Origin of the sequence: Nostoc sp., from assembly GCF_036917135.1 — a bacterium.
Lineage (GTDB): Bacteria > Cyanobacteriota > Cyanobacteriia > Cyanobacteriales > Nostocaceae > Nostoc.
In genome coordinates, this window is sequence record NZ_JBALEA010000012.1 from 1 (window position 1) to 13523 (window position 13523).

Consider the following 13523-nt stretch of genomic DNA (forward strand, 5'->3'; position numbering starts at 1 on the left):
TAACAGTGAGTACAAAAACATCACTGACTTTAGCAAAAGCAGTATCTGTGGCGGTAAGTTTAATGCTTAAGCTACCCACATCTGCATTTAAGGGAGTACCACTAAAGGTTTTAGTCGTAGCATTGAAGCTTAACCAACTTGGTAGTGGGGTGCCGTTTTCCAAGGTGGCTGTGTAGGTGAGAGTGTCGCCGGCATCGACATCCCGAAAGGTGTTGTCTGGGATAATCAAGTTGAAAACTGTGTCTTCTGTTGCTTGTTTGTCAGCGATTTGATTCACCACTTCTGGTACATCGTTGACGTTTTGAACGGTGAGTACAAAAACATCACTGACTTTAGCAAGATAAGTATCTGTGGCGGTAACTTTAATGCTTAAGCTACCCACATCTGCATTTAAGGGAGTGCCACTGAAGGTTTTAGTCGTAGCATTGAAGCTTAACCAACTTGGTAGTGGGGTGCCGTTTTCCAAGGTGGCTGTGTAGGTGAGAGTGTCGCCAGGATCTGGATCTTGGAAGCTATCTGAGATGTTGAAGTTGAAATTTATGTCTTCTGGAGTCTCTTTGTCTGCGATTTCATTCACTAGCACTGGATTTTGGTTAACCGTGTAGCGTGCCAGAGCAAAGTTATTGGCGCTTACTCCCGCGACTATTATCGTGCCATCGTGTTGGGCGAGAGCGTAGGCACTATCAGTAGTCTTTGTGCCGATATCAGTAGTGATGATGCCAGTAGTGTTGAAATCAGTGTCAAGAGTACCATTGCTGTTGTAACGTACTAACGCAAAGTTACTGTTACTTGAACCCGCCACAATAATTTTGCCATCAGGTTGCACGCTAACGCTGTAGGCCATGTCAGTGGTCTTTGAACCAATATCAGTAATCACCTTGCCAGCATTACCAAAGCTGGTGTCGAGACTGCCATTGCTGCTGTAACGTGTCAAGGCAAAGTCATTACCGCACTTTCCTGCCAGGATGATATTGCCATCACCTTGTAGGGTAACGCTGTAAGCTATGTCAGTACTGCCCAAGTCAGTAATAACTTTGCCATTAGTACCAAAGCTGGTGTCAAGAATGCCTTCGCCATTATAACACACTAGGGCAAAGTTATTATTACTCACTCCTGCCACAATGATTTTGCCATCACCTTCCAAGGTAAGGCTGTAGGCGGTATCGGTGGTATTAGTACCAATATCAGTAATAACTTTGCCAGCACTACCAAAGCTAGTGTCGAGAGTACCATTACCAGGCTTTCGTAGTCATCAACCCGTGGGTCAATAAAAATTAGGCGAGTCGGATACAAATCTAAAGTTGGATTACTCTTAATGCTGTCAGATGTTTTGTTTATAGTAAAGTTTTTATTGCTGCTGTGCTTTGTCATAATTGTCTAATATCTAATAGTAGATGCCTGATATTCAGCAAAAATTTTCATTTTTGCTGGAAATTTTTGCTAGTTACATTCAATGTAGGAATAAAATAAATCCTTTTCCTCGGTAAATATACTGCTTTAATTCCTGGGGATACACGGAAAAAGGTTCTTTTTGTTGTACTGAGGTTTTTCAAAAATCAAGTACGAGTCCTATATGATCCTGTAAGTATCGTCTAGAGGAAAACAAACTATGACGCAAACAATTTCAATCAACGACTCTGGGCGCTTGCAACTCACACCGCTAGAAATCCCATCCCGTCTGCTGTTAGGACCTGGCCCATCTAATGCCCATCCCACAGTTCTTCAGGCGATGAATACCTCACCCGTTGGGCATCTTGACCCAGCTTTTCTTGCACTGATGGATGAAATTCAGTCGTTGTTACGCTACGTCTGGCAAACAGAAAACCAACTCACCATTGCAGTCAGTGGTACAGGAACAGCCGCAATGGAAGCAACTATTGCCAATGCTGTAGAACCTGGTGATGTGGTTTTAATTGGTGTAGCTGGTTACTTCGGTAATCGCCTCGTGGATATGGCTGGACGATATGGCGCTGATGTGCGAAATATTACCAAATCTTGGGGACAAGTCTTTAACCTGGATGAAATCCAAACTGCCTTAAAAACTCATCGCCCAGCTATTTTAGCTCTAGTTCATGCCGAAACCTCTACCGGTGCCCGTCAACCATTGGAAGGAGTCGCTGATTTGTGTAATGAATTTGGCACTTTGTTACTAGTGGATACGGTGACAAGTTTGGGTGGTGTCCCCTTGTTTTTGGATGCTTGGGGAGTTGACTTAGCTTATAGTTGTAGCCAAAAAGGGTTGGGTTGTCCGCCTGGTGCTTCGCCTTTTACAATGAGTGCGCGTGCAGTTGAGAAATTGCAACAGCGCCAAACAAAGGTTGCAAACTGGTATTTAGATATGTTGTTACTGGGCAAGTATTGGGGCGCTGAACGCACCTATCACCACACAGCACCGATTAATTTATATTATGCATTGCGGGAAGCATTACGTTTGCTTGCAGAAGAGGGGTTAGCAAACTCCTGGCAGCGTCATCAAAAAAACGTAGAATATCTTTGGGAAGGATTGGAGAATTTAGGATTGAGTATGCATGTTGAGCAAGAGTATCGACTACCAACGCTGACTACTGTGTGCATTCCAGCAGGGGTAGATGGGAAAGCGATCGCACGGCAGTTACTCAATGAATATAATATTGAAATTGGCGGTGGTCTTGGCGAACTAGCTGGTCTTGTCTGGCGCGTGGGATTGATGGGCTTTAATAGTCGTAAGGAAAGTGTTGACGAACTTTTAGCAGCACTGCGACAGGTTTTACCTAAGTAGTTTTGGGTTAATTAGGTGCGTTAACAGTAGCTTAACGCACTTGCTCGGCAACTAAAATTACTACCAATGACAAGAAGCAACCAAGCTAGCTACTATCTCAACTAGTTCTTCTGGATCAATGTGTACGATACCGTTTTTGGAGGAATGGAAAAAAGCTGAACGTCTAGGAGACATGATAAGATTGGCTTATTGATGAACTCCAAAAAGTATCTAATAATACGGTTTTTCTGACAAAAATCGGTTCTATAAGTATCGTTCTGTGCGCGATCGCAGAACTTTTCGGTCTACTGAATTTCAGTTTTGCGATAAACTGCTGATGAAGGGATTGGAGAGTGAGAAACTACACTTGCTTGTTACCTACTCAGATTAAAAAGTCACACTAAAGATTAGGCATAATAACATGACTCCAAGAGATAAAAATAGTACAGAACAGTATCAAAATACTACGGAAAGAAAAAGAATGAGTCTCAAAAGTCGTATTTACTTAATTGCTGGGGGTTTGACAGTCACTTTTGTAGGTGGATCAGTTATTACTGTATTAGTCCTGCAACGGCTGGGTTTAATTTCTAGCAACTCCTCAATTCCCTTATCTTCTCCAAGTAGAATTCCAGAATCCCCCGTTCCATCGACTCCCAGTACCTCTACTAATCCTTCAGCTTCTCCAACTATTTCAGAATCCCCTATTTCACCAACACCTATTATTACTAACAGTTCTTCGCCAATCACATCATCTCCAGGCGTGCTTTATACTGCAACAAAATGTATAAGTGATACTCCAGGATACGATATAAGTCAAATGTTACATAGTCCAAACAATGCTCAAATTACTATAGGAAAAGAATTCGTGTCTGAGATTGCAAACATATCTTACGGCAACCAACTTACTCCTCAACCGTTGGAGTTTATTTGTAACTTGCATTCCAGTTATAAAAAACTAAATCTGGTGTTTGGCGTAAATGATGCAAATCCTCTTTCACAACCAAGCAATAAAATTCAATTAGAGATATTTTTAGATAACAAATCTGCTGAAACTCGACAAGTCACAGTAGGCGCAAAACAAACATTGAGTCTTAATGTAGAAGGGAAAAATACTGTAGGTCTTAAGGTTAGCTGTACGTCAACTTGTCCACCTCTGGGTTTTTTAGATATGGGGTTAGAATAGTCAGAGATTTAAACTATAAAGTTCAAAATAATTGGAAGTTTATTACATACCAACAGATATATGCAAGCTGATAAAAAGTAATTTTTCTTTTCCAATTTTATAAATTGCACACCGAAACTCGATAGAAAAACTCGCTAAATAAATTCTCTCCTAAACCCAATGACATCAAAGATTCGTTTGACCACCACTGTATCGTTTTACCGAGCAATACTGCTTCCAACCCCCGTTGTGGAAAATGTCCTTTGGGAGCGGAAAGATTAAAGGTAATATCCTTATACTGTAACCATTTTTCGTGCTTGCGCCATCCAACGCGATTCCCAAATAGACAATACAATTTATATTCATTATCGGTATTCTTTTGGTTATCCTCCCAGATTTGCTTCTGTACACTAAAGCCGAAGTGACCCTTAGAGGATGTTACCCAAAGCTTGTCAATAGTACATATATCTGTGATTGGTAATTTTTGGATGGATTCTACATTAAGTAATTGTCCCTTTCGACAAGCTGCTTCCAATATGAGCGTTTCTGTTTCATTGTCAGCTTCTTTCCACTGCTCATTGGCTAAAAAGTCACGCAGTTTGGAGTAATTTATCCCTTGTTCACTCAGTAGAGCAACCTGATGAACACTTGAGTCTGGAGGAGTTTGATATGAAGTAACAGAAGGTGTTTGCCAATGATTTGTTAAGAATTCTTTAGCAATAGCTATCAATTTTGGATTTCTAGGGTTTGACTTTAGTGCAGCACGAACTAAATCTTCGATCCATCCCTGAGAATTTGCTGTTTGTATTAATTTAAAGACAATATCTTGTAAACTCCCTTCGCCAGTAATTGCTATTAGATTCCTATCTAATTCAAATGACAACATTCGCTCTAAGGATATTGTATTCGGAAAACTATCAATCAAAGTATCTTGTAGTTTTTTACGTTGTTCTCCAGATAATTTCATATCTTTAACACAAACTACTCACATATAGAACATAGAATTTTTTGGAAATTTTTAGTGCTGGAGGCAATCAAAAAATTAGTTTGTTTCTTTCGGGTTCTGTGTATCTCATGTTTTTTTCAATACTGGTATAGTTGATTGCGAAATATTTTCCATTTTGATCGCAATTATACCTTCATCAAAAGCTCTTTCAAATAAATCTTGATTGCCTGAATTTTGATAACCAAGTCCATCATAAAACCCTTCAGTAAACGTAATTGCCACTTTGTCTTGAATTGGGTTATTCATCCCAATGACATAATTAATGTATTGGCTAATTGCTACAGCCGATTTTTCTGAATAACAAGCATTAAGCAGTACGCATTTAACATAATCAGCATACAACTTAAACACAGATGCTAAAGCTTCTGGTGCAACTGGCTTGTTGTTCCCCCCATCATCCTCTAACAACAAGCTACCATTTTCTAAGCCATGTCCACAAAAATGAACAATTTGAGGCTGTTCTTCTGCAATACTACGACGAATATCTTGAGGGCGTACAGCAGTTCTAATGCGAATTTCAAATAAATCTCGATTAGCAGCCCGTCGTATGGCTTCTTCAATTTGTCGAATCTCTTTATCCAAACGCAGCCCGTGAGGAATTGCTGTTAGAATCAAGATTTTCTGCTGCTGATTAGTTTGTTTTTGGGGAATGTTAGGTGAGGAAACAGAACAGGTTTCTGGATCGTGATTTGGCAATAATCCTTCAGCAATAGTCCTCAGTTGTGGGTTTCCAGGGTTTGAATTACACGCAGCATCAACTAAATTTTCAACCCATCCCTGAGAATTTGCTGTTTGTATTAATTTAAAGACAATATCTTGTAAACTCCCTTCGCCAGCAATTGCTCTTAAATTTTTATCTAACTCAAATGACAACATTTGCTCTAGAGATGCTGTATTAGGAAAAGCATCAATCAAAGCATCTTGTAGTTCTTTTCGTTGTTGACCGGATAAACCCATATTTTTAGAAGTTGAAGTAAGTTGCTAATTCGTTGAAATATTACAAATTTATTTAAAGCTCACTGCGAGAAAAAACCCACAAACAGCAGAGGCAAGAGTATTAGGAGAGACACAATCAAAACGAGGGTTGCTGGCTCTATTTTAATATGATTTTTTTGTGGATCGTGCATTTGGCACTCTCTTGAACAACAAGTATATTAACTCAGCGTAAAGGATGTATATTCATTTTTCCAAGCCAAATCAGGTTAAAAAATGTAAATTCTTAGCAACTTAATCGCCCTATCAGCTTATTTCTTCCAAGGCAATTTAGTCCCCATTTCTGTCAATGCAGAAAAGATGAGATAGAGGACGAGTAACCCAGCACCCGCAAAGAAAGCCAGTAAATCGTTATCCATAAATTCGATTTGCTAAAACTTCACTAATCATAACGGAATCAACTAATCTTTAGCGTTTTTCTGAGCTTGCAATCTTTGGTCTTCTGGATGCAAACTGTACCAACCATACCAGTGACGAAGTGCTAACCAAACGGCTGAAAGAAAACCCGCTAGACTGAGGGTTAATCCACTGAACGGTACTAATAATCCAAAAATTGGTAGCACTGCTCCAGCAATAGTGCAGATAATAGCAGCCAGGGAAGCACTGCGGCTAGCTCCCAATCCCCATGTTAAAATTACTAAGATGATGGAAATTAAAGTCCAAGCCAACTCAGCATTGATAACGCGAGCTAAATAGGTCAAAGTCAATAGACAAGCAAAGAAAATACTACCAGCGATCGCAACATTTTTAAAACTCATTGGCAGTGACAAATATAATAACAATATCCACCACAAAAATATTGCTGGTGCTAGCAATAAAAGACGCGGAATTACCCCTGTGTGACGAATCGGTTCGGTGTTGGTAAAGACTCCAAATGGATTTTTGACAGAAACATTATCGTCAAATTTCCAAGTAAATTGAGTACTGCGTCCGTTAACTTTAATCTCATTCGGTACAACACCACTAGCAAAATCAGCCGGCGCAAAGTTAGCAATTGCTGTGAGGCGAAAATTAGAAAGCAACTGTCCGGCGGCGCTATAAACCCAGCGAGGACCTCCTTGAGCCTGATAGGTGACTCGAAAGGTGGTTTCTTCTCCTGGTTGTAGCTGGAAGGGAAAGCCATAGTCTCCCGGATTGGTTTGTTGTAACCTAGTACCGTCACGCTCAAGTTTGTAGCTAGCAAGCAGAGTATAGCCGTTAGGTGGCGGTGCTTCAAAGAAAAAATTATTAATATCCTTGAGTCGATTAACTACTTTATAATCAGCAGTGTAATTTGCCTGATAAATTGAACTACGCCCTGGAACATCTACACTTTGGTCAAGCTTGACTTGAATTTGCGAACCAGCCAACGTCAAGAAGCGGTTGATTTCTCGTGTCTCATTTACCTTGACAATCTTGCCACCGACTTGGGTGTTATAAGAGTATGGCTCTTGAATAGAGTAGCGCACTTGCGGGGCAAATTGTTCGAGCTTCTCACCTGCGACACTTTCAGCTACTTGAGCCACCTTTGCTTGTTCCCAGTAGTGGTAGCGATTGCTTAAAGTTGAACAGAGAAAAAATCCTGGTACTAACAGAACTAATACTAGAGTTAAATGCTGTAATCCTCGCAACAGTTGGGAATAACCAACAGCCCATTCGCCAATGAATATCAGTTGTTCCGGCTGGTTGCGACGGAGAGAAAAACTGATTAGTGCGATCGCAACTCCTAAAGCTACGATCAAAAATACCAATAATAGTGAAGCTTTGAGCGTCTGGGTTCCAAATTGGACAAGCTCAATCGGATGCGTCAAATCGGGTAATCCGGGAATACCTTGAGCAGAAGATGACATTGGCTGATTTTTGCAGAAGTTGGAGAACCAGACCGATAAAAACTCTTAAAAGTTTCTAGAAAGAAGTATAAATTATTCCGCAATCCCGAATTCAACGGGAGCATCTCAATGAGAAATCGCGGCTACACAAACTCTCGTCCGCCTGCGCGGACTCAAGAAATTGTCAACCCAGGTCAGTGGGTAAAGTCTCGTATAGCTGCCCTACAGCCCTTTGGGCATCCTACGGCAGGCGTGCCGGAGGCATCATTCTATTGGCCAGGGCTAGATATATTTTTACTTTCTGTTTTCAGAATTTCCTTTAATTTGTTTTCATAGAAAAATTCCTTTTCTCCCATAGCTGGAACTAAATCAGTTAGCCAGGTTGCTTTCTCGTCATAACGTGCAAAAAAAGGACGTTTACACCAATTAGGATCGCGTCCTTGCAAAAAAGAAAGTACAAAAACTTTCTCGCCATAAATCTCAGTTACACCATCTACTGCAATTTTACCTGGTAGTGCTGACATGACTGGGCCGCGAGCGGTGCGAGCTAACCCAGACACTTTTTGGATTGCTGTTTGATAAATTTCCCAAGCTCGGATAATTGGCAATTCAAAATAATGTTTTGCGCCAGTATCTCGTTCCATAAACATATAGTAAGGAATGCAACCAAGGCGAACTTGTTCTCGCCACATCTGTATCCATACTTGGGGAGAATCATTAATTCCCCGCATAAGTGGCCCTTGGGTACGAATCTGTGCGCCTGTACTACGAATGCGTTGGATAGCTGTTTGAGCAATTTCAGTTTTAATTTCTGTCGGATGATCGTAGTGTGCCATAATCGCCAAATGTTTGCCTGAGTTAGTCACTTTCTCAAATAAACGTAAGACATCATCAGCATCTTCATCTGTAACAAATCTATAAGGCCAGTAAGCTACCGATTTAGTACCAATCCGAATTGTTTGGATATGTTCAAAACCCGAATTTAGCAGTGGTTCAATATATAAAGACAGATGTTTCGCTTTCATTGTCATTGGATCTCCGCCAGTAATTAAAACATCTGTGACTTCTTGATGTTGGCGGAGATATTCTTGAAAAAGTCCTGATTCACGGGTAGCAAATTTCATTCCGTCCATCTTCACAAATTGCGGCCAACGGAAACAAAATGTGCAATATGCATGACAAGTTTGGCCTGCTGTGGGAAAAATCAAGACTGTTTCGGGATATTTATGTTGAATTCCAGGTACTTGTTTTCCATCTAAAGTGGGGATATTATACTCTGCTTGTCCGGCTGGATGGGGGTTAAGTTGCGATCGCACTGTATTTACTACCTGATGCAGGTCTTCTGGTGTAGAATTTTGCAGATGCCAAATAACCTTGTCTAGAGATTCAGGAGCCAACATTTCTTTTTGAGGAAAGGTAAGGCGAAAGATGGGATCATCGGGAATTTTCTCCCAGTCAATCAGTTCTTCTACTACGTAATTATTGACACGGAACGGCAATACTTGGGCAACTGCTTTCATTGCCAAGCGGTCTGCTGTTGAAAGTTTTTGCAGTTGAGGCAGCCGATCTATATCTTTAATTTCATATAACTCAATTTTTTTAGGGTTAAGTTGTGACATTGAATTATGATTATTTGTTTAATTTACATAAGATACTGGAAGTATCTGGAAAATATAGTTAAATCCGGTTGATTTAAGGGTTAACTATTTGTGAAAGTCAATTTTTTTAACGATCCTCGCAATAAAATAAATTGATTAAATTCTCTAATAAGAAACTAATACACATTTCCAAGAGTGCAATTAAAGAACATCATTATTATTTTTCATTAACCGATTAATCTTCAATAGCACCCAATTCTTGAAGTGTATTTTTTTGTTCTTCCCCTAGACCGGAAACACCTTTGATATTCATTCCCTCATAAGGTCTTTTTGGCATGAGGGTTTTTATACACTCTCCAGTTTTAACATTCCATTGCTTAATAGCCCCATCCTGGGAGCCGCTAAACAAAGTTCCATCTGGACTGAAAGTAACAGAACGAACCCAATTATTATGTCCTTGCAAAATCATCAGACGTTGACCTGTGTCAACATCCCAAATTTCTACAGTGTGATTAACGCAAGCACAGCCAATAATCTTACCATCAGGACTAAAAGCAACAGAACGTATCCAATCATTATTGACTAAAATTTTGCAACATTCGCCAGTCTGAACATCCCATAGCCGGACTGTTTTATCATCACCGCCACTAGCTAATAGCCCTCCAAATTGCCCTTGTGAAGGAAGAAGCGGACTAAAAGCAACAGACCATATTCGCATAGTATGTCCTTCTAAAACCCGAATAGGTTTCCCTCCTGTATGAACATTCCATAGCCGCAGTGTTTGATCGTCACTTGCACTGGCGAGGATTTCACCATCAGGGCTAAAACTGACAGACTGTACCCAATTTGTATGCTCCGCTAATATTTCAAAGCATTGTCCAGTCCGAATGTTCCAGAGTTTGATATTGCAGTCAATACTACCACTAGCTAGAATTTGACCATCATGACTAAAAGCAATAGAGCGGATGCGATCGCTATTTTGCAAAATTTTCACGCACTGTCCACTCACAATATCCCAAAAGCGGATGGTTTGGTCATCACCACCGCTAGCTAATAGCCCCTCAGCCAGGGGACTAAAAGCAACAGACCAAAGGCGGCCAGCATGTCCTTCCAAAGTGCTGATACATTTTTCAGTCTGAACATCCCACAGCCTAACGGTTTTATCATCATTGCTACTAGCAATTATCTTCCCATCTGGACTCAAAGCTAGATCGTGTACCCAATTGGTGTATCCCTGCAAGATTTGGATACATTGATAAGTCTCGATGTCCCAGAACCGAACGGTTTTGTCATAGCCACCACTGGCGAGTGTTTTCCCGTCGGGACTAAATGCAACACACAGAATAGAATTACTGTGTCCTTCTAAAGTTTTTAATAATTTCCCCGTTTGAATATCCCAGAGTTTCACCGTTTTGTCATCGCTACAACTGGCAAGTATTTCTCCTCCTTGTGAAGAGGGGATCGGACTCAAGGCTATAGAATGAATTAAATTGCTGTGTCCTGACAAAGTTTTTAATAACTTCCCCATTGTCACATCCCAGAGTTTGATAGTTTTGTCGTCGCTACAACTGGCAAGTATTTCTCCATCAGAACTAAAAACTACGGACTGTACTAATTTAGTATGTCCCTCAAGAGTTTTCAAACATTTACCTGTTTTTACATCCCACAATTTCACAGTTTGGTCAGCGCTACCACTGGCGAGTATTTTTCCATCAGGACTAAAGGCAACAGAACGAATGAAGTTACTATGTCCCTTGAAAGTTTTCCAGCATTGTTGAGTACCCAGATCCCAGAGTCTAATTGTTTTATCGCTACTACCACTGGCGACAATTTTGCCGTCAGGACTAAAGACAACAGACCTAACCCAGCTAGTATGTTCTTCAAAAGTCATGAGGTGTTTTTGACTATCAACATCCCAGAGCTTTACAGTATGATCATCACTACAACTAACTAAAGTTTTACCATCGGGACTAAAGGCAACAGTTCTTACCCAATTAGCGTGTGCTTTCCAATGAAATAATTGCTCACCATAAGTAGCTTGCCAAAAGCTAATCCGACCATCAGCGTCACCTGTCGCGACTATTTCTCCATTTACAGGGTGAAATGCCACTGACAAAATACTATCGAATATTCCTGTAAATACAGACTTAGATAAGTCAGAATTAGCAAAATTCACCTGATGTAAGTTCACATTTACTAGGTACGCTTGCCATATCTTTAAATTTGAAAAATCACATCCATTTAAATTAATCCCTAGATGACAAAGTAGATTAATAATATTGCCACCCGCATAGCTAGATGTCAGAGGAGTATGAACTTGCAAGAATTCTAAAATTTTTATTAGATGTTCTTTAATCCGATCTTTATTGCCAAATGTATTAATTAGCTTTTCAATAACTGGTTCTAGGATTAAACGAATTTGAGCATTTCTAATCTTTCCTTCTGTTTGTGCCTTGAGTAAAGTATGGCTTTTTAATAATGGAATATTTTCTAGATTAATCTCGGAAGTAATTTCTTCACAAACCTGATTAACAAATTTGCTAATAATATATTCCATGACTACAGCTTGGAGCATGAATTTCGCCAAACCTTTCTCGTTAAAAATTAGCGATCGCCGTCGCAATGATTCTAAAGCCTCAATTAATTGCGGTTGTGATGTCGTTGAAATAATATCTGCTTGTAATTCTAGAAATGAAGTAGGTTTGCAATTAATTCCTAGCCAGTATAAAATTTCTTTTTCTAAATTTGATAGCCGATTAAACTGCTGTTCTAATAGATTGCGGATATCTCCAAATAGTACGGAAATATCGCAACTAATGAACTCTGATATATTACTACCAAAAACTTCTTGAATCGTATTACAAACGATTTTTAAGGCTAGAGGATTACCTGCATACTGATTAATTAACTTGTTCCAGTCCTTCTCTGAACCCAAAAAATCACCTTTGCCCACAAATATGTTTTTTGCGGCGATGTTTTCTAGCCCACTTAGATGCAATGATTTAACTTTAAGATTGTTTCCTTCTAAGGTGATAATTTCTTTGGGACTTTCACGACTGGTTAAAACTAAACAGCTTTGATGAGGCACTTCCCCAACTTGTCGAAAAAATTCTCCATATTCTTCATATCCTTCTCGATATTGACCAACATAATCACCTCCAAGTAAAACTGACTCGACATTATCCAGTACCAATAAACAGCGATGTTTCCGCAAATAGGCAATCAATTGCGAAATTCCTACTTCTTTAGGCTCATTCTTTTTGCAGAAAAACTCAATCAGGTCTGCAAAAATCTCCTTAACAGAGGGTGCATGACGTAGCGATCGCCAGATAACATACTCAAACTGCTCCTGAATTTTCTGTGCCAGTTTGATAGATAAAGCTGTTTTGCCAATTCCCCCCATCCCAAATATTCCCACCAGTCGGGAACGATCTTTATTTACCCATTGCTCTAAAATCTCTAACTCCGACTCACGCCCAAAGAAAACGGGGACATCAGGCGCTTCGCCAAAATCATAACAGGATGAGGCATTTACTACTGTTGATAACTGATATCTTTCCTGGAAAATACTCCTGATTACCTCCAATTTCCCAGGAGTACTCCCAGCAATCTCAAACTTTTGGTAAACCGAACCAAGCCGCTTCCGCACTGCTGCTGCACTAATTTCGAGAGTGGTTGCAATAGATTCCGCCGTTTGACCAGCTAAAGCTAGAAGTAAGGCACTTACCTCAGCTTCAGATACATTGTGTTCGGCTGTAACCGCTCTCAAGAAACTTTCAGGAATTTCCGTCATGAAATAAATTTCTCCAGCCAAAACTATTTATCGATATGTGAGATAGATGTGAGATATATTTCTACTTATTTATACTCAAATCTTCTACTTTTTATTCTTACTCCCCAACGCTAGTAGGGAAGGGGTTGGGGGTTAGGTCTGTATTGGACTCAACCACAAACCCGATAAATTTATCGAGTTTCCCTCCAGTCTCGCGCGTTGGCGTAGCCCATCGTGGACATCGCCTAGCACTTACAGAAAAGTGAATTGATAAGACACTACTAAACTATACTCTAAATTATCAAGTTGTCAATTTCTACCTATCAACTTATTGACAAAATTAATAAAGTAAGGTTCTTCAGTACTTGTTATGCCAAATTATTAAGATATAGATATCAAACAATGTCAAAAAATGTATCAATAATCTGCCAAAAGTACTATAAGGAT

At 39.9% G+C, this 13523-nt stretch carries 8 protein-coding genes; 2 read left to right on the forward strand and 6 right to left on the reverse strand.

Annotation, left to right across the window (positions count from 1 at the left end; all coding sequences use genetic code 11):
- Nucleotides 1–1111: putative Ig domain-containing protein (locus tag V7K50_RS03620; RefSeq protein WP_334957357.1), on the reverse strand; the 1111-nt coding region annotated here is incomplete at its 3' end.
- Between the two features lie 498 nt (nt 1112–1609).
- Between V7K50_RS03620 and V7K50_RS03630 the strand changes: the two genes are divergently transcribed.
- Nucleotides 1610–2758: an alanine--glyoxylate aminotransferase family protein gene (locus V7K50_RS03630; RefSeq protein WP_334957361.1), complete on the forward strand. Its 1149-nt coding sequence runs from the start codon at nt 1610–1612 to the stop codon at nt 2756–2758.
- 400 nt (nt 2759–3158) lie between these two features.
- The gene (locus tag V7K50_RS03635; RefSeq protein WP_334957363.1) at nt 3159–3920 is read left to right on the forward strand and encodes a hypothetical protein; all 762 of its coding nucleotides are present in this window, start codon (nt 3159–3161) and stop codon (nt 3918–3920) included.
- A gap of 97 nt (nt 3921–4017) precedes the next feature.
- On the opposite strand, the gene V7K50_RS03640 is transcribed toward V7K50_RS03635, so the two are convergent.
- The 5 genes from V7K50_RS03640 to V7K50_RS03660 all read right to left on the reverse strand — a co-directional run bounded on the left by V7K50_RS03640 (nt 4018) and on the right by V7K50_RS03660 (nt 13097).
- Nucleotides 4018–4866 carry a GUN4 domain-containing protein gene (locus tag V7K50_RS03640; protein ID WP_334957365.1) on the reverse strand — a complete coding sequence of 283 codons (849 nt, stop codon included), beginning with the start codon at nt 4864–4866 and terminating at the stop codon, nt 4018–4020.
- 105 nt (nt 4867–4971) lie between these two features.
- Nucleotides 4972–5862 (reverse strand): effector-associated domain EAD1-containing protein, encoded by an 891-nt coding sequence (locus V7K50_RS03645; RefSeq protein ID WP_334957367.1) that lies wholly within the window; start codon nt 5860–5862, stop codon nt 4972–4974.
- 437 nt (nt 5863–6299) lie between these two features.
- Complete coding sequence (locus V7K50_RS03650; RefSeq protein WP_334957369.1) at nt 6300–7727, reverse strand: hypothetical protein; 1428 nt, start codon at nt 7725–7727, stop codon at nt 6300–6302.
- A 248-nt stretch (nt 7728–7975) separates the two neighbouring features.
- Nucleotides 7976–9325 (reverse strand): KamA family radical SAM protein, encoded by a 1350-nt coding sequence (locus tag V7K50_RS03655; RefSeq protein ID WP_334957371.1) that lies wholly within the window; start codon nt 9323–9325, stop codon nt 7976–7978.
- Between the two features lie 214 nt (nt 9326–9539).
- Nucleotides 9540–13097, reverse strand: a complete 3558-nt coding sequence (locus tag V7K50_RS03660) for an NB-ARC domain-containing protein (RefSeq protein WP_334957372.1) — start codon at nt 13095–13097, stop codon at nt 9540–9542.
- Between the last annotated feature and the right edge of the window lie 426 nt (nt 13098–13523).